The organism is Streptomyces sp. NPDC000941, assembly GCF_053599555.1.
Genome location: NZ_JBSFMM010000058.1, coordinates 36,612 through 53,552, shown reverse-complemented (window position 1 = coordinate 53,552; position 16,941 = coordinate 36,612). Strand labels below are relative to the sequence as shown.

The following is a 16,941-nucleotide window of genomic DNA, read 5'->3' as shown; positions in this document are numbered from 1 at the left end:
CCGGTGCAGCACCGGGGCGGGCCGTCGTCGTGCGCGTGAGGGGGCGGGTCAGCGCTCCCGGTGCACCTTGTGCTGGGCCGCCTGGGCGCGGGGGCGGATGACCATCAGGTCGATGTTGACGTGCGAGGGGCGGGTGACCGCCCACTCGACGGTGTCGGCGACGTCGTCGGCGGTCAGGGGCTCGGCCACGCCCTCGTAGACCGCGGCGGCCTTGTCCTCGTCGCCCCGGTAGCGGTTCAGCGCGAACTCGTCCGTGCGGACCATGCCCGGGGCGATCTCGATCACCCGCACCGGGTGGCCGCACAGTTCGAGGCGGAGGGTGGCGGCGATGGCGTGGGTGCCGTGCTTGGCGGCCACGTAACCGCCGCCGCCCTCGTAGGCGATATGGCCCGCCGTGGAGGACAGCACGACGACGGTGCCGTCGCCGGAGGCGATCAGCGCGGGCAGCAGGGCCTGTGTGACATTGAGCACGCCCACCACATTGACCTCGTACATCGCCCGCCAGTCGGCCGGGTCGGCGGTCGCGACGGGTTCGGTGCCGAGGGCCCCGCCCGCGTTGTTGACGAGTACGTCACAGCGGTCCAGGGCGGCCGCGAAGGCGTCCACGGCGGCGCGGTCGGTGACATCCAGCGGGTATGCCTCGGCCTCGTGCCCGGCCTCGGTCAGCTCGGCGGCGAGGGCTTCGACGCGCTCCTTGCGGCGGGCGGCGAGGACGACACGGAATCCGGCGGCGGCGAGGCGGCGGGCGGTCGCGGCCCCGATCCCGCTGCTCGCACCGGTGACGACTGCGGTACGGGTGGTCATCGGCACTCCTGAGGCGACGTGTTGGGCGGGGTCCGCATAGGTGCGTTGTGTTTGTAATCCATACGCAGGATATGACGTACAGATTGGCCGCCAATCGGGGGACTGAAGATCGAAATCCGCTACGACGCCAGACGCCCGGGGAAGGGTGCACTGCGTCCGGCGCGCCGCCGGGCCGGAGCCTCCCTGTGCCAAGGAGTGAATACAGCCCATGACCCAGCACAAGAGATTTACCCAGATGCACCGTCGTGCCCTCCGACGTTGGGGTGTCGTATCGGCTGGCGCCATCGCCGCCGCGGCACTCGTGGCCGGTTCGCCGACGGCTGCCTGGGCGGCCGGCGCGACCCCCAGCCCCCACTCCGGGATGAGCAGCAACTGCGAGCAGGACCAAGAGGACCAGCACAACAAGCACGAGAACAAGCACGAGAACAAGCACGAGAACAAGCACGAGAACAAGGGCGAGCACGAGAACAAGGGCGAGCACGAGAACGGCCGCGAGCACGAGAAGAAGAACGAGCGCGAGAACAAGGAAGAGAACGGCGAGCACGACAACGGCCGTGAGCACGAGAACGGCGGGAAGTACGGCGGCGGCCAGGAGCGGAGCCTCGCGCAGCCCTCCGCCGACCAGGCCGTGGACGAGCAGTACGCCGCCGAGGGCGACGAGGGCTCCCAGGGCAACGACTACCGCTCGGTCCCCGGCGCCGAGCAGGCGTACGCCGCCATCGCCAAGTACACCGCCGGTATGGCGCAGCCGTACGGCGCGACCGAGTCCGAGGCCGCCACGGAGCCCCGCCACGAGGACCAGAAGCGTCAGGAGGAGAAGCGTCAGGAGGAGAAGCAGGAGGAGGAGAAGCAGGAGGAGGAGAAGCAGGAGGAGAAGCAGCAGGAAAAGAAGTGGGAGAAGAAGCAGGCCCGCCACGAGGAGGAGAACAAGGAGGACGAGAACAAGGAGGACGAGAACAAGGAAGAGCAGAAGCGCAGCGGCCCCGTGACGCTCGACGAGGCCGTTGAGATCGCCGAGTGTGAGGTCGGTGGCGAGGCCGTCAGCGCCGAGCTGGAAGACGAGTGCGACGAGGACGAGGCGCACAAGGGCGAGGAGTCCAAGAAGGACGAGGAGCGCAAGGGCAAGAACAACCACCACAAGGGCCCGCAGCTGCGGACCGGCGACAACAACAAGGGCAAGGACAAGGACCGGGAGCACAAGAACCGGGACCACAACAAGGGCGAGGACGAGGACGAGGACGAGAAGGGCAAGGACCACAACAAGGACCGTGAGCACAAGGAGTCGCGGCACGAGGAGTCCAAGAAGCAGGTCTGGGACGTCGACGTCAAGCGCGACCACGAGGTCTGGGAGGTCCTGATCGACCCGGACACCGGCTGCGTCCTGAGCGTGACCCGAGAGGCTGACTAAGCCGTCACCGGCCTCGCGGCGAATACATGATCACAGCTACGCCGACCAGGCAGAGCAGCGCTCCGGCCACATCGAATCGGTCGGGCCGGTAGCCGTCGGCGACCATGCCCCAGGCGAGCGAACCGGCGACGAAGACGCCCCCGTACGCCGCGAGGATGCGGCCGAACTCGGCGTCCGGCTGGAGCGTGGCCACGAACCCGTAGGCGCCCAGCGCGACGATTCCGGCGCCGACCCAAGCCCATCCCCTGTGCTCGCGCACCCCTTGCCAGACCAGCCAGGCACCTCCGATTTCGAAGAGGGCGGCCAGGCAGAACAAAGCAATGGAGCGTGCGATGAGCATAGGGGAAGGGTACGGGGGGTTGACCGGTGGCGGATCGGTCATTATCGATCAATAAGAAATATCGCTGGCTAACGGGCTAATTCTCCTGCTACAACTCGAATTGGGTTGGCGCTAGGGGGAGGGGCAGCCCGATGGCCGGTGGGAGCGGGGTCCACGTACACGGCGATGTCGAGGGACAGGTCGTCGTCGGTGATCGCAATGTCGTGATCAATGCCGAGCGCGGCTCCTCGGTGACCGTACGGAGCGAGCCGCCGCCCTTTGCCCGCCGCCGAGCCCGTCCCGCGGGGCGCGCCCTGCCGTACCGCATGCCCGAGCTGCTCGGCCGCGAGGGGGAGCTGGCGGCGCTGCGGCGCTGGCTGTCGCAGGGCCACCCGGTGCAGATCTACGGTCCGCCCGGCATCGGCAAGTCCCTACTGCTGCGCCGGTTCGCGGCCGACGCCGCGGCCCGCGGCCAGGACGTCGTGTATCTCCCGGCGGCCGGGGTGCCGGTCGACGACCTCGTCCAGGAGCTCTTCCAGGCGTGCTACGAGGCGCCCGACTACAAGCCCGCGCCGGCGGTGACACAGCAGCTGATGGCGTCGGTCCACGCCCTGGTCGCGGTCGACGACTTCCAAGGCTCGGCCGAGGATCTGACGGAGCTGGTGGCGGCCACGCCCGGATGCGATGTCCTGGTGGTCACCGCCGAGCGCCAGGAGTGGCAGGAGGGGCAGGAGGGACGGGCCCTGCGTCTGGACGGGCTGCTGGAGCAGCCCGCGCTCGCGCTGCTCACCGAGGAGCTGGGCCGCCCGCTGCGGGGCGATGAGCGGGCCGCGGCGGCCCAGCTGATCGCCACCGTACGGGGCCATCCCCTGACCCTGCTGCAGGCCGCCGCGGCCCTGCGTTCCGCGGGGGCGGGGCATATGGAGTCTGCGGGAGCCGCCGGTTCCGCCGGGCTCGCGGTGGACGAAGGGGCTCTTGCGGTCGGGGTGGCGGGTGGGCTCAGTGATGGGGCGGGCAAGCTGCTGCGCATTCTGTGCGCCGTCGAGCCCCTTCCGCTGTCCCCGGCGCTGCTGTCCGTGATCGCCGCCGGAATGGACCGGGCCGCCGCGGCGGAGTTGGAGGCGCTGCGTCTGGCTTCCTCGGAGGGCGGCGGCTTCCGGGCCACGGGGCGGCTCGCCCCGTTGGTCGCCGAGCGCACCGGGCCCGCGCAGGATCCGGCCGTGCTGGCCGCCGCGTTGGTGGGCTGGGCGCGCGGGGCCACCCGTCATGAGCTGGCTACCGAGTCCGCGGTGGTCCGCCGCGTCCTGGAGGCGGCCGCGCTCGCGGGCGGCCATGGAGCCGTTCGCGACCTCGCCCGCTTCACGGCTCCCGCCCTGGCCCGTTCGCTGCGCTGGGGCTCCTGGCGGCAGGTGCTGGGGCTTGGCGCGGGCGCGGCCCGCGCGCTGGGGGCCGCCGCCGATCTGGCGTACTTCACCCATGAGGAAGAGGCGCGCAGACGGGCGCTCGGGCTGGCGGTCGGGGTCGCGGCCGGGCTGTCCTTCGGCGCAGGTGCGGCGGCCGGACATCTGGGCGGCCCCGCCTCCGGCCACGCCGCGAGCCAGGCGGTGAGCCATGCCGTGGGCCATGGCTCGGCCGCGGCCGGGAAGTCGGGCTTAAGCTCGCTCGCGGCGAATCCGGTCGCCATCGGGACGGCGGCGGCCCTGCTGGTGGCGGGCGGCGTCTTTGTGGCGTTCGCGAGCGCGGGCGGTGAAAGCCCCCGCGCCGACCCCACCGCCCCCATCACGTCCTTCGACCCGACGCCCACCCTGACCCCGACCAGCGCACCCACGTCGAGCGCCAGTTCCACCACCGGCCTGCCGACCGCGACGACCGCCGTCCCGACGGCCACCACGGCCCCCGTCACCACCACTGGGCAGCCCACCTACGGCTCCGGCCAGTGCCCGCCCGTTCCGCTGGCCGTCGGTTCCTTCGGACCGGTGGCGGCGGGGGAGCAGGACAGCAAGAGCGTGACCTGGGACAGCTACTGGGAGTGCGACGACGCGAAGACCCTCGCCGTCAGCGACTCCGCCGCCTGGCGCGTCCGCGCGACCTCATGCCCCGCCACCCAGAAACCGGGCCCTCCGAGGTCCGCCTCCGGCCCCTGCGTCTTCGAGGTCGTGTTCAGCCCTCCCGCCTCGGCCGAGCCGGGCACCACGTACAGCGCGAAGGTCACCATGCTGGACGACTGGGGCCATGTGGCGATGACCCTGCCGCTCAGCGGCACCACCGCCACCGTCGGCCCCACGGGCCCAACTGGCCCAACCGGCCCCACTGGCCCCACGGACCCCTCCGGGGAGGGGCCCTCCACGCAGCCGTCCGAACCCAGCCCCGGTGTTTAGGCGACCCGGTGTTCAGGCGATCCGGTGTTGAGGCGATCCGTGTCTAGAGCCGCTTCGCGCTACGGAGCAGCTGGGCGTAGAAGCCGTTGCCGTCGATGCGCGAGGCGCCGCCCTTGTCGCCCATCGTGGGTCCGTTGACCTCCTTGCGGCTGGAGATGAACACCCGGTGGCCGTCGGTGTCCACGCCGAGATACAGCGCGACATGGTCCATGTGGTTGCCCGTGCGGTGGTCCATCTTGAAGAAGAGCAGATCGCCGGGTTGCAGCACATCGATGTTGGCCGGGCGCTGGTACCAGGGCGAGGGGCCCTGGAGCTTGATGATGTCCGCGCCCACCTTCGAGCGGGCCATGCCGTCGGCCGTGCGCGGCAGCCCGTCCCCGACGGTGTTCGAGGCCCGCAGCGGGTAGCGGGCGCGATAGCCCCACACCATGCGCATGAAGCCGGAGCAGTCCAGCGCGCGGTAGCGCTCCTTGCGCGGCGGCATCGTGGTGCCGTCGCGGAAGGTGTACGGGATGCCCAAGTAGTCGTAGAAGTCGTTCTGTTCCAGGCGGTCCACACCGTCCTGTTTGAACGGTCCGAAGACGGCGTCACCCGCGTACGGGATGCCCTCGTCGTCCTTTTTGAGCGGCGCGCCCTGGCTGTACTGGAAGGCGATCGCGAAGATGTCGTCCTCTTCGCTGCCGTAGCTCTGCTTGAACCAGTCCTTGAACCACTGCTCCTTCTCCGCCCCCTTGCGCCAGGGCTCGGGCATCAGCCGCACCCAGTCCTCGGTCACCACGCGGGAGGTGGTGTTGGCGGGTTCGGAGAAGGTGCGGCTGGGGCCCTTGAGGGTGGCGGTGCGGGCGCCGTCGGTGAAGGTGGCGAGCACCTGGCCCTTGGAGCCGCGCAGCACGGTGCGCTCCGGGTTCTTCAGCCGCTCCCAGGTCTTGGCCCCGGTGTCCTCCGCGCTGTTCTCCAGCTGCGGATTGTCCGTGACCTTCTGCACCGCGGGGGCTTTGGAGTCCTCCTCCTTCCGCAGCTCCACGGTCAGATAGGCGCTGGCGCCGAGCAGCGCGAGCACGGTCACGGCGTGCAGTGCGCCGCGTTTCTTCGAGGTCTTCTTGCCAGACATGGTCGGCTCCGGGTGTGGGGTCAGGAGGACGGCATGACGCCGAGCAGGATCCCGGCGGTGAGAACGACGTAAGCTCCGAGCGTCACCGACCCGGTGGCCAGCAGCGTGGGCCCCTTGGGCTGGCGCACCAGCTGGTAGGCGATCAGGCCGGGGACGATGAATCCGAGCGTCTGGTTGCTGTACATCAGCGGGAACTCGATGGTCAGCGCGATCATCACGGTGGCCTGGAGCAGTACGCCGGTGAGCACGACCGCCGCGAACAGCCGCTTGCCGTACAGGATCACAAAGCGCTGCAGCAGCAGGACGCACACATAGGTGAGGACGGTGACGCCGACGACCATCGCGGCGCGCTGAAGGTCCTCGACGAGGGTGAGCGCGAGCCAGCCCGGAGTGATCATGCCGCCGGGCGAGAGGTTGGTCGTCAGATAGCAGACGAGCGAGAACATGAGCCCGAGCGCGATACCGAGCGCGGCGATCTCTGGGGTGAGGACGGAGGGGATCAACGCGGCTCTCCTGAGCTGTGCCACTGCTGGTCTTCGGCGGGGGGCTGGGCTGCCGCGGCGGGCTGGTCCGCTGCGGGGGGCGGGTCTGCCATGAGGGGTGGGTCTGCCTTGAGGGGCTGGGGCGGCACTCGGGGCTCGAAGTAGCCGCGGGGGCTGTCCTGGCCGTCCCGGCCGTCCTGCGCCGCGGGCTGCCGCTGCCCGTACCGGGTCTCGTACGCCTCCGGGTACCGCTGGTAGGGGTCGATACGGGGCGCGTACAGCCGCATCGTGTCGACGTGTTCGGGCGGGGCGGGCAGAGCGGACGAGGCGGACGAGGCGGGCAGGGCGGGCAGCGCCGCCGCGGCCGGCGTGGCCGGTACGGTCGGTGCGGTCGCTACGAGGGGAGCGGCGGCCGGCCGGGTGCCCTCGGGGACAACAACGCCGTCGCCGGCGCCCGGCTCGTCGGGGGAGTCGTCGGCCGGGAGCTCGGCCAGATGTTCGAGCAGCAGTTCGCCCTGGCCGTGGATGTTGCCGATGGCGACCAGCGAGGAGTTGGGCCCGAGTATGCCGAGCATCTGCGCCATGAACTCCTCCGGGTCGCGCCGGTCGCCGCCGAGATCGACGGCGCGCGAGCGGTACGAGGCCGGGATGGCGTCGATGGCGGACTTGGCCGGGTGGCCGATCACAAAGACGTGCTCGGGGTCGAGGTCGGGGATGATCTCGCCCATCTGGCCGTTGCGTTCGACGCGGTCGGGGCGGCAGTTGATCACCACGTTGAGCGGGCGGTGGATCGCGCCGAGGTCGAGCAGCTGGTTGATGTTCATCAGCGTCGACTCGGGGTCGTTGGCCGCGAAGACGTTGGCGAAGCGCAGCCGCTTGCCCTCGTCGGTGCGGTAGCGCTCGACCGACAGCACACCGGGGTCCGGCGGCGCGTCGTACATGCCCTGCAGCGCCACCTTGCGCTCCACGCCGAGGAGTTCGGCGACGGTGAGCGCGATCGCCACGTTCTCCTTGAAGGTGAACCAGCTGAAGCCGCGCAGCTCCTCATCGCTGACCGTCTCCGGGTCCGCGTAGATCAGCCGGCAGTTCCGGGCGTCGGCCTCCTCCTGGAGGATGTGCAGACGCTCCTTCTCGGCGGTGACGCAGATCCCGTCCTCCGGCATGGAGCGGCACAGCGAGCGCGCCACATCGTCCAGGGTGGGGCCCATCTCGGCGAGGTGGTCCTCGCGGACGTTGCACAGCACGCCGATCGTGGAGCGGATCAGCTTGGACTGGTTGATCTCCTGGAGCGCCGGCATGACGGCCATGCACTCGATGACCAGCGCGTCCGGGCGGTACGCGGCGGCGCGCCGAACGATGCCGATCTGCTCGACGACGTTGGCGATGCCGAACTTGCGGTAGACCGGCTCCTCGGTGGCGTCGGGGTGGATGAACCGGGCGGCCGTACCGGTGGTCTTGGCGACGGTGACCAGTTCGCCGCCGCGCAGCGCGCCCGCGCACAGCCGGGTGATGGACGACTTGCCGCGGATGCCGTTGACCAGCACCCGGGTGGGGATGTTGTCCAGGTTGGCGAAGTGCCGCCGCTGCTCCACGACCCCGGCGACCAGCAGTATCGCGCTGCACACCATGAGCACGGTGTAAAGGAAGAGCACGGTTTTTCAGTTCCTTCCGGCGAGGGACCGGCTGCCGTCGCGCCCGCCGCGCTGCTGCTCCTGCAACTGCTGCCGGATGAGCTCCAGGCTGCGGACGACGGCGCCGACCTCGTCGTGGTGGCGCGGGAAGAGGACGGTACGCCGGTCGCCGTCCGCAAGCGCCTCGGCCTGGTCGGCGAGTGCGCGCAGCGGGCGGACGACCACGATGTGCAGCCAGCCCAGGCAGGCCGCCGCCGCGGTGAGGCCGAGCAGCCCGACCAGCACGGTGCGGTTCTGCAGGGTGTACGCGGGGATGTCGAGCCGGGACGCGGGCTGCCAGCTGACGACGCTCCAGTCGAGGACCTTCGCCGCGCCGCCGCCCGTCATCGGGGCCGCGGCCGCGATCCGTACGTCGTCGCCGCGCTGGACCTTGGCGTGTGCCTGCTTGCGGTCGACCAGCGGGGAGAGGTGACCGGGCATCTTCTCGAAGGCCAGGTAGCCGGAGTTCCCGGCGATGGTCCGGCCCTTGGCGTCGACCACCCGGACCTGGCCGAGGCCGTCGCGGCGCAGCAGCGCGTTGACGAAGTCGATGTCGAACTCGCCCACGACAGCGGCGCCCGCCTTCCCCTGGAGGGGGGCGGTGGCGCGGATGATGGGCTTCTTGCCGCCGTGCCCGGACACCTTCAGGGGCTGGTCGGCGGGGCGCTCACCGGAGGAGTGGTGCGGGTCGTGCCCGGCCCGGGCCAGCACCTCGCCGTCGCCGCTGACGACGTAGACGGACTCGTAGCGCGGGTGTTCCTCGATGGTGCGGTCCAGTACGGCCGTCATGTCGTCGGCCGAAGTGCGGTTGCCGATCAGGGCGGCGATGGCGGACAGGTCCGCGTGGCCCTCGTTGAGCGCCCGGCGCACCCGGTCGCTGATCGTCTCGGTGCGCGCCTTCTGGTCGGTGACCACCTGGGCCGGGATGTGTACGGAGGAGCTCGGGCGGTTGAGCAGCAGGGTCAGCGGGACCGACCAGGTCAGCAGCAGTACGGCGGAGACGGCGACCAGGGCGCGGGTGCCCAGGCGCCGGCCGCCGCGCGCGCCGTCCGTGCCCTGGGGGGAGCCGTCCGCACCCTCGGCGGACTCCGCGTGCAGCTGCTGCCGCAGCCGCTCCAGGGCGCGGCCGATACGGGCGGCCTCGCCGAACCGGGGCACGGTCACCGGGCGGGCCAGATCGCCGCGGGTGAGCCGGCGGCTCTCCAGGAACAGCCGGATCAGGGGGCGCTGGACGGTGCCGAGCAGCACCGCGATGGCCAGGGCGCCGATGACCAGCAGCGCGCCCGCGGCGGCCAGGCCGAAGGCCGGCCGGGCCAGTTGGGAGGCGCGCTCGGTGATGCCGACCTGGGTGACGATGCTCAGCCCGAGGCCGCTGGCCACCGTGGACTCGCCCGGCTCGGCGGCGGCGAGCGAGGCGTAGCCGGCGACGGTCCGCCGGTCGCCCGAGGCGTCGCCGGTGAAGCTGCCGCTGACGCCCGCGTAGCCGCCGGAGCCCGGCTCCTTGGAGCTGATGGGGTTCTGCCGGGACTTCTTGGCGGAGATGGTGGCGAAGTCCTTCAGCTCGCGCTGGGCCCGCTCGCTGTCGAGGGCCCCGTCGCTGCTGAGGATCGTGCCGGTCGAGTCCACGACGCCGATGCCCCGGCTCTCGCTCAGCCGCATCCCGGGCACCTTCAGATTGCTGGAGGCGATCAGGAGCTGCTGGGGCTGGCCCTTCCAGGAGAGCAGGGCGAGGGCGATCAGCCGGGTCTGGCCGTTCTGCAGCCGGACCAGCCGGGGCTTCAGGCCGTCCTTGCCGGAGAGTTTGGTGCGGTCGATCACGGTGAGCGGCACGGTCTCGCCGCGGGCGGCGAGCAGCTTGCCCGACCTGATCTCGATGACCGCGGTGCCGCTCCACTTCTGGTAGACGCTGCCCGTTTTGTCGAGGACGGCGTCGGGGGAGACGGGTTTGCCCTCGCTGAAGAGGATCGCGGTGCGGTCGAGGTCGGTGACCGACTCGTCGAGCGAGGCGCGCAGTGCGACGGCCCCGTCCTCGGCGAAGTGCTGCTGGGAGGTCAGTACGGCCTTCGGTACGAGGACGTTCTCGGTTTTACCGAAGGTGAGGGCGGTGATTCCCGCCAGGGAGAGGAGCAGAGCCGAGAGTACGGCTATAGGAGGACGAATGCCGCCTATCAGCGACATATCAGCCCGTCGGCGGATCTTTCGCCGCCGCTTCGGCGCCGAAGCGGCCACGGGGGCTCCTCTCTGGAAATACCTGGGAAAACCTGAAAATGCCTGGGGCGCCCGCGCGGCCCTCAGGGCGCGCGAATGCGCGGGCTCCGCAGGGTGCGCGGCCGCGCAAACACGCGCGACCCGTGAGGTTTGGATCGTCGGGCGGGGCTAAGGGTTGCATGAGGCGATGAAAATGTGAGTCAGATCGCTCGATCGTGATCGCCGCGGACCGGCGGCCGGAACCGGTTGCGCCGCTATCGTCCGTTTCATCATGAGAGCCGACTCCAGCATGAGAGCCGACCGCCCCCGTAAGACCACCCACGCCGCCCGGAAGGCCTCCTCCGTCGTTCGGAAGAGCGTCCTTCGGACTCTCTCCGTCGCCGCTCGGAAGAACCCCCTCGTCCTCGGCGCCGCGGCGCTCACCGCCGTGGCCGCCCTGCTGACGGCCGTCCTCGTCATACGCGCCGAAAGTGGCGAGGAGGGAAACTCCACCCCTACAGCGGGCATCGACCTGGAGCGCCGGATCACCGACTACACCGCCCGGTTCGGCGCGGACACCGGCTATCTGGAGCCCAGGCGCGCCGACCGGCAGGCCGTCGCCCGCGCCGTAGGGCTGCTGCTGGACGGCCACCGCGAACAGGCCGTGGCCCGCCTCGACGCCCTGGACTTCGACCTCCGCACGATCACCGACAGCGCCACCGGCCGGCGCTACGCCGAGATCGCCGACCGCACCGACGCCGGCCCCACGCCGCGCGGCTGGGGGCGCGTCTACATCGATCTCTCGGCCCCCGCGCGCTGGTCCGTCCAGATTCCGCACCCGGTGGCGGACGCCCGTACCGAACAGCTGGGCGTCGGCGTCCTGCGCGGCAGCCCCGGCGGCGTGCTCGTGCTCGCGGGCGCCCACCGCGACGCGGGCGTGGGAGACGCGGCCGACGTGGCGCACCGGCGCTACACCGTCTTCGCCGCGGTCTGCGCCGAACTCGCCGAGCGCGGACTCCCCGGCGTCCAGATCCACGGCTTCGCCGACGATTCGGCCCCCGACTACGACGTCATCGCCTCGACCGGCCGCGCCACCCGCGAAAGCCGCGCCGACGCCCGTACCCTCGCGAACGCCCTGCGCGCCCGGGACTTCGAGGTCTGCCGCGCCTGGGTCCGCTCCTGCCCCCTGGAGGGCCGCACCAACGAACAGGGCCGCGCCGCGGCGGCCCAGGACAGCACCTTCCTGCACATCGAATTCGCCAACGCGATCCGCACCGACCGCCGCGAGGCCGCCCGGGCCGTCGCGGCGGTGAACGTGGTGACCGCCCGCTGGGCGAAGCGGACACCCCACCCGGGCGCGACCGGCTGACCGGCCGCGCCCGGGTGGGGCTGCGCTATGCGGGCTGCGCTGTGCGGACGGGCGTTACGACGCCGTCCCCAATGCCTCCGCCGACTCGTCAGCCGACTCGTCCGGCCCCGCCGCCGCGGGCGCGCCCTGCGCGTCGGCTGCCTTCCGGCGCGGCAGGAAGGTGGCGAGAGCGAAGGCGAGGAGGGCGGCACCGGCGCCGATGGCCATGACCACCTTGAAGCCGTTCTCGGAGGTCAGGGCGTGGCCGTGGAAGTCGGTGGTCATCTGGGCCAGGATGACGCCGGAGACGGCGCTGGCGAACGAGGTGCCCAGGGAGCGCATCAGGGCGTTGAGGCTGTTGGCGGCCGCGGTCTCGGAAGCCGGGACGGCGCCCATGATCAGGGCGGGCAGCGCACCGTACGTGAAGCCGACGCCGCCGCCGATGATGCAGGACACCAGGACCAGGTGCCAGACCTCGGACATCAGCACGATGTTCAGCCCGTAGCCGGAGGCCACGATCAGCGCGCCGATCATCAGCGTCACCTTCGGCCCCTTGGCCTTGGTGATGCCCGCAGACACAGCGGACATGGCCATCATGACCAGGCCCTGCGGGGCCAGCACCAGGCCGACGGTGAGCATGGACTTGCCGAGGCCGTAGCCGGTCTGCTCGGGCAGCTGGAGCAGCTGCGGCAGGACCAGGGACATCGCGAACATCGAGAACCCGAGCGCGACCGAGGCGAGGTTGGTGAAGAGGACCTGGCGGCGGGCGGTGGTGCGCAGATCGACCAGCGGCTGCCGGGCGCGGAGCTCGTACGCTCCCCAAGAGAGCAGCACGACGACGGCGGCGGCGAACAGGCCGAGGGTGGTGGCGCTGGTCCAGCCCCAGTCGGCGCCCTTGGAGACGGCCAGCAGCAGGGACACCAGACCGGCCGACAGGCCGAGCGAGCCGACCAGGTCGAACCGGCCGCCGGTACGCACCTTCGACTCGGGTACGACCGTCGCGACGGCCGCGAGGGCGGCGGCCGCGAGGGCGGCCGAGGCCCAGAACAGGACGTGCCAGTCGTAGCGGTCGGCGATGAACGCGGCGGTGGGCAGGCCGAGGGCGCCGCCGACGCCGAGGGAAGCGCTCATCAGCGCGGTGGAGCCGGCCAGCCGCTCGGGCGGCAGCTCGTCGCGCATGATGCTGATGCCGAGCGGCACGACGGCGGCCGCCAGGCCTTGCAGGGTGCGCCCGACGATCATCGGGACCAGGGACTCGCTCAGCGCGCAGACGACCGATCCGGACACCAGCAGCACCAGGCTGAGCAGCAGCATGCGGCGCTTGCCGAACATATCGCCGAGGCGGCCGACGACCGGTGTGGCGACGGCGGCGGCGAGCAGCGTGGCGGTGACCGCCCAGGCGGCGTTCGACGGCGAGGCGTCGAGGTACTTCGGCAGCTCGGGGACGATCGGGATCACCAGGGTCTGCATCAGCGAGACCACGATCCCGGCGAGGGCCAGCACCGCCACCACGGCGTTCGGCCTCGGCGGGGCGGAACCCCCGGCGGCGGGTCGGGTGAGGGCGTCGGACATGGCGGGGCTCTCTTTCGAAGGGGTCAGGGGGCGACGGTGTCGCCGGGCCCGGCGGCGGGCAGGGGTCCCGGCCGCCGGGCCCGGGGATCGCGCCGATCCCCGTCCCCACGGGTTCGGCGCGTATCGGGACCCTCTCCGCTCTCGGTGGCCCCGGTCCGGGTGCCCACGGCGCCCTGTCGGGATGGATGCCGTGGGCTGACTTGCTTGACTCAGGCAAGCATGAAGGGGTTACTTGAGTCAAGCAACCTTTTGGACTTTACTTGACTTAGGCAATTAGCTGTTACGGTGGCCGCATGTCCACACCGCCATCGCCGCCATCACCGTCATCCGCGGGTGAACCCGTCTCGACGGACGTGATCGCGATCGAGCGCGCCCTGACGCGCATCACCTACCTGGCCGGCCGGGCCCGGCAGCATGAGCGGCTGATGGCCCTGGCCGGACTGTCCCTGGACCGGGCCGCCGTGGCGATCCTGCGGTTCATCGCCGAGAGCGAGCCGCTGCGCCCGGGGGTGCTGGCGGTCCGGCTGTCCGTGGAGGCGTCCCATGTCACCCGGCAGCTGGGGCAGTTGGAGCGGGCCGGCTATGTGATCCGTATCCCGGATCCGGACGACCGACGCGCCCAGCGCGTCCAGCTCACCGACGCCGGGCTGGCCGCGGTCGAGCGCATCCGGGAGGCCAGCCGCCGGGGCATGGCGATAGCGCTGGCGGAATGGTCGCCCGACGACCTGGGGCAGCTCGCCGGGCTCTTCCGCCGGCTGGCCGACGACTTCGTCATGCACGCCGAGTCGGACGTCGACATCCCGCCCTCGGCCTGACTCTGCCGCGCGGCGCCCGGGGAGCCGGGAGGGCCCGGAGGGGCCGGTGAGCCCGGTGATTCACAGCAGTGCCGGTGCGTGGAACTCCCCGAGTCCCGAGGTCCGGTCCCGGTCCAGCCAGTAGCGCCGAGGCTCGGCCAGCATGACATCGACGCTGACGGCGAGGATGCCGGAGATCTTGGCCAGTTCGTTGTCGATGAAGGCCGCCAGGGCCGAGCGGTCGGTGACCAGGCCGGTGCACAGGACGGACATGTCGCTGGCGACGTGGGCGGCGAGCCGGGTCTGGGGGAGCTGGTCGATGCGGTGCATGACCTCGGGGGTCTCGCCGGGGGCGACCCGCAGGCGCAGTATGAACGGGGTCTGGAAGCCGAGCCATTCCGATACGACCTCCAGGCGCGGCTTGACCCAGCACTCGTCGAGCACCCGGCGTACGACGCGGTGCGCGGTTGAGGGGGCGAGGCCCGCGGCCCGGGCGATGCTCGCGGAGGATGCCCGGCTGTCCCGCATCAGCTGGGCGACGACGGTGCGTTCGGCCTCGCTGAGGAGTTTTGCGGGGGGTGTCGCGGTCGCCGTGCCTTCCGGCCGGGCGCCGGTCAGCTTCAGCAGTTCGGCCCGTTCGGTGTCGGTCAGGAACTGCGGGTCCCAGGTGATGCCCCGGCGCAGGGTGCTGAGCGCGGGCAGGGCGTTGACCCGCCGGACGCCGGAGACCGAGAACATCCGGTCGATCGCCTCGCTGGTGGCCGCCTCGGAAGGGGCGTGGACGACGGCGTAGAGCGGGTAGTCCCCGGAGATCTGCGCCAGGAGCTGCAGATGGGGGAGTGTGCGGAGCCGGTCGAGGACGGCGAGCGGGGTCTCGCCGGTGATGTCCAGGAGTACGTGGACCGGCATCGCCGTGGAGTGCATGCCCCAGTCGGCCTGCCCGATCACGCGGACCATCCGGGCCTCGTGCAGCCGGTCGAAGCGGCGCTTGAGGGTGCTGGCGTCGGCGGACAGGATCGCGCCGATGTCGTCCCAGGTGGCCCGGGGCGCCAGGTGCAGTGCCCCGATGAGGCGCCGGTCGAGCTCGTCGAGCAGAGGGCGAGTCATGTTTCCCCACCTTAGGGCGCCCCTGAGGGTGCCGATTAATCCCAACGTTACATCCTGGGGATAGAGAATCTCTCACCTCGCTGTCATGATTCGCTGGAACGTCCCCGAATCGCACAAAGAGGTACCCATGAGTGCCACCGCGACCGAACCCCAGCCGACCGAGCCCCCCTCGAGAGTCCTGCGCGCCGCGTTCCGCGGTTTCGCGGCCATCGAGAAGGTCGGCAACAAACTGCCCAACCCCTTCTGGCTGTTCTGGATCCTCGCGGGGGTCGTCGCCGTCCTCAGCGCCGTGCTGGCGGCGGCCGATGTCAGCGCCGCGCACCCCGGGACGCACGAGACCATCAAGGTGCAGAGTCTGCTGAGCAAGGCAGGGGTCACGACGATGGTCGAGGGGGCCGTCGACAACTTCGCGACCTTCCCGCCGCTCGGCACGATCCTCATCGTGGGCTTCGGCATCGCCGTCGCCGAGGCGAGCGGGCTGTTCACGACCCTGCTGCGCCGCATGGTCGCCCGGGTGCCCGGCAAGTACCTGACCTTCGCGCTGTCGATGACGGCGATGGTCGCTCATGTCGCGGGCGACGCCGCATACGTCACCCTCATCCCGCTCGGGGCGCTCATCTACCGCGCGGCGGGCCGCAGCCCGGTGCTCGGCTGCATCGTCGCGTACGTCTCCATCTCCGCGGGCTACGACGCCTCGCCGTCCCTCACCACCACCGATGTCCTCCTGTCATCGATTTCCACCGCCGCCGCCCACACCATCGACCCGCACTACACCGTCACCCCGGTCGCGAACTACTTCTTCGCGCTCGCCTCCTCGGTCCTGGTCGCCCTGGTGATCACACTCGTCGTCGACAAGGTCATCGCCAAGCGCTCGGACCTGGACTCCGACGAGCCGGTCAGCGCCCTGAGCGCCGCCGAGCTGAAGGCGATCGAGGTCGCCCCGGAGCAGCGCCGTGCGCTGCGGGCGACCGGGCTGGTCGCGCTGGGCTTCGTCGCGGTCCTGGCGGTGGCCATGATCCCGGCGTCCTCACCGCTGCGCGGCCCCGGCGGCACCCTCATCGAATCCCCGGTGATCACGGGCATGTCGCTGGTGCTGTGCGTGTTCTTCTCCCTGCTCGGCTGGGTCTACGGCCGGATGACCGGCACTTTCCGCGCCGCCCGCGACATCGTCGACGCGCTGGTCGAGGGCACCCGCAGCTACGCCCCGATCCTCGTCCTGTTCTTCGCGATCTCCCAGTTCCTCGCGTATTTCAAGTGGACGAACATCGGCAACATCCTCGCCATCAAGGGCGCGGAGATGCTGAAGGACCTGGATCTGAGCGGCTGGACCGTGCTGGTCGGCATCGCCGTGCTGATCACCTTCATGAACCTCGTCATCACCAGCGGCTCCGCACTGTGGGCCCTGGCCGCCCCCGTCCTCGTACCCATGCTGATGCTCGTCGGGATCGAGCCCGAGACGACCCAGGCTGTCTACCGCGTCGCCGACTCGGTCACCAACTGCGTCACCCCGATGAGCCCGTACTTCGCGATGGCCCTCGGTTTCATCCAGCAGCACCGCAAGTCCGCCGGCATCGGCACCCTGGCCTCCTTCACCATCCCGATCGCCGCGGTCGTATGGGTCGCCTGGGTCGCGTTCTTCGTGGCCTGGTACCTGCTGGGCCTGCCCTTCGGCGTCAGCTGACCCCAGCCCCTTAACCAACAACGCCCGACAACGTCCGCCCATCGACCGACAACGCCACCCCCCACACCGTCGTACGAGAG

The 16,941-nt window shown here is 71.0% G+C and carries 13 protein-coding genes; 5 read left to right on the top strand and 8 right to left on the bottom strand.

Going from position 1 to position 16,941, the window contains the following annotated elements; genetic code table 11:
* Positions 1-48: 48 nt before the first annotated feature.
* Positions 49-804, bottom strand: coding sequence for an SDR family NAD(P)-dependent oxidoreductase (locus ACWDSL_RS20440; protein ID WP_450487279.1), 756 nt, complete (start codon positions 802-804; stop codon positions 49-51).
* Positions 805-1,012: 208 nt separating this feature from the next.
* Here ACWDSL_RS20440 and ACWDSL_RS20435 point away from each other — a divergent pair, with 208 nt between their 5' ends.
* The gene (locus ACWDSL_RS20435) at positions 1,013-2,212 is read left to right on the top strand and encodes a hypothetical protein (RefSeq protein ID WP_450487278.1); all 1,200 of its coding nucleotides are present in this window, start codon (positions 1,013-1,015) and stop codon (positions 2,210-2,212) included.
* 4 nt (positions 2,213-2,216) lie between these two features.
* Here ACWDSL_RS20435 and ACWDSL_RS20430 read toward each other — a convergent pair whose 3' ends face one another.
* Positions 2,217-2,552, bottom strand: a complete 336-nt coding sequence (locus ACWDSL_RS20430) for a YnfA family protein (RefSeq protein WP_450487276.1) — start codon at positions 2,550-2,552, stop codon at positions 2,217-2,219.
* Positions 2,553-2,683: 131 nt separating this feature from the next.
* Between ACWDSL_RS20430 and ACWDSL_RS20425 the strand changes: the two genes are divergently transcribed.
* Positions 2,684-4,909, top strand: a complete 2,226-nt coding sequence (locus ACWDSL_RS20425; protein WP_450487274.1) for a hypothetical protein — start codon at positions 2,684-2,686, stop codon at positions 4,907-4,909.
* Between the two features lie 43 nt (positions 4,910-4,952).
* Here ACWDSL_RS20425 and ACWDSL_RS20420 read toward each other — a convergent pair whose 3' ends face one another.
* From ACWDSL_RS20420 to ACWDSL_RS20405, 4 genes are read right to left on the bottom strand one after another with little or no spacing between them, the layout of a single operon-like run.
* Positions 4,953-6,020, bottom strand: a complete 1,068-nt coding sequence (locus tag ACWDSL_RS20420) for an NlpC/P60 family protein (RefSeq protein WP_450487272.1) — start codon at positions 6,018-6,020, stop codon at positions 4,953-4,955.
* 20 nt (positions 6,021-6,040) lie between these two features.
* Positions 6,041-6,523 carry a poly-gamma-glutamate biosynthesis protein PgsC/CapC gene (locus ACWDSL_RS20415; RefSeq protein WP_353592193.1) on the bottom strand — a complete coding sequence of 161 codons (483 nt, stop codon included), beginning with the start codon at positions 6,521-6,523 and terminating at the stop codon, positions 6,041-6,043.
* Positions 6,520-8,154, bottom strand: coding sequence for a poly-gamma-glutamate synthase PgsB (gene pgsB / locus ACWDSL_RS20410; RefSeq protein WP_450487270.1), 1,635 nt, complete (start codon positions 8,152-8,154; stop codon positions 6,520-6,522). Before pgsB ends, ACWDSL_RS20415 begins: the two co-directional genes overlap by 4 nt.
* Before the next feature lie 6 nt (positions 8,155-8,160).
* On the bottom strand, positions 8,161-10,350 hold the full coding sequence (locus ACWDSL_RS20405; RefSeq protein WP_450487285.1) for a HAMP domain-containing protein: 2,190 nt from the start codon (positions 10,348-10,350) through the stop codon (positions 8,161-8,163).
* A 301-nt stretch (positions 10,351-10,651) separates the two neighbouring features.
* On the opposite strand from ACWDSL_RS20405, the gene ACWDSL_RS20400 reads away from it, so the two are divergent.
* Complete coding sequence (locus ACWDSL_RS20400) at positions 10,652-11,728, top strand: hypothetical protein (protein WP_450487268.1); 1,077 nt, start codon at positions 10,652-10,654, stop codon at positions 11,726-11,728.
* A 54-nt stretch (positions 11,729-11,782) separates the two neighbouring features.
* Here the strand turns inward: ACWDSL_RS20400 and ACWDSL_RS20395 are convergent, their stop codons facing one another.
* Positions 11,783-13,279 carry an MFS transporter gene (locus ACWDSL_RS20395; RefSeq protein ID WP_450487266.1) on the bottom strand — a complete coding sequence of 499 codons (1,497 nt, stop codon included), beginning with the start codon at positions 13,277-13,279 and terminating at the stop codon, positions 11,783-11,785.
* A gap of 293 nt (positions 13,280-13,572) precedes the next feature.
* Between ACWDSL_RS20395 and ACWDSL_RS20390 the strand changes: the two genes are divergently transcribed.
* On the top strand, positions 13,573-14,094 hold the full coding sequence (locus ACWDSL_RS20390; protein WP_450487264.1) for a MarR family winged helix-turn-helix transcriptional regulator: 522 nt from the start codon (positions 13,573-13,575) through the stop codon (positions 14,092-14,094).
* A gap of 60 nt (positions 14,095-14,154) precedes the next feature.
* On the opposite strand, the gene ACWDSL_RS20385 is transcribed toward ACWDSL_RS20390, so the two are convergent.
* On the bottom strand, positions 14,155-15,180 hold the full coding sequence (locus tag ACWDSL_RS20385) for an AsnC family transcriptional regulator (protein ID WP_450487262.1): 1,026 nt from the start codon (positions 15,178-15,180) through the stop codon (positions 14,155-14,157).
* Positions 15,181-15,307: 127 nt separating this feature from the next.
* Between ACWDSL_RS20385 and ACWDSL_RS20380 the strand changes: the two genes are divergently transcribed.
* Entirely contained in the window at positions 15,308-16,861 is a 1,554-nt protein-coding gene (locus ACWDSL_RS20380) for an AbgT family transporter (RefSeq protein WP_450487260.1), read from the top strand.
* Positions 16,862-16,941: the final 80 nt, after the last annotated feature.

Excerpts from the sequence above, each read along its gene's own strand:
- ACWDSL_RS20440 (WP_450487279.1), bottom strand. The coding sequence starts at position 804 with ATGACCACCCGTACCGCAGTCGTCACCGGTGCGAGCAGCGGGATCGGG.
- ACWDSL_RS20435 (WP_450487278.1), top strand. The coding sequence starts at position 1,013 with ATGACCCAGCACAAGAGATTTACCCAGATGCACCGTCGTGCCCTCCGA.
- ACWDSL_RS20430 (WP_450487276.1), bottom strand. The coding sequence starts at position 2,552 with ATGCTCATCGCACGCTCCATTGCTTTGTTCTGCCTGGCCGCCCTCTTC.
- ACWDSL_RS20425 (WP_450487274.1), top strand. The coding sequence starts at position 2,684 with ATGGCCGGTGGGAGCGGGGTCCACGTACACGGCGATGTCGAGGGACAG.
- ACWDSL_RS20420 (WP_450487272.1), bottom strand. The coding sequence starts at position 6,020 with ATGTCTGGCAAGAAGACCTCGAAGAAACGCGGCGCACTGCACGCCGTG.
- ACWDSL_RS20405 (WP_450487285.1), bottom strand. The coding sequence starts at position 10,350 with ATGTCGCTGATAGGCGGCATTCGTCCTCCTATAGCCGTACTCTCGGCT.
- ACWDSL_RS20400 (WP_450487268.1), top strand. The coding sequence starts at position 10,652 with ATGAGAGCCGACTCCAGCATGAGAGCCGACCGCCCCCGTAAGACCACC.
- ACWDSL_RS20395 (WP_450487266.1), bottom strand. The coding sequence starts at position 13,279 with ATGTCCGACGCCCTCACCCGACCCGCCGCCGGGGGTTCCGCCCCGCCG.
- ACWDSL_RS20390 (WP_450487264.1), top strand. The coding sequence starts at position 13,573 with ATGTCCACACCGCCATCGCCGCCATCACCGTCATCCGCGGGTGAACCC.
- ACWDSL_RS20385 (WP_450487262.1), bottom strand. The coding sequence starts at position 15,180 with ATGACTCGCCCTCTGCTCGACGAGCTCGACCGGCGCCTCATCGGGGCA.
- ACWDSL_RS20380 (WP_450487260.1), top strand. The coding sequence starts at position 15,308 with ATGAGTGCCACCGCGACCGAACCCCAGCCGACCGAGCCCCCCTCGAGA.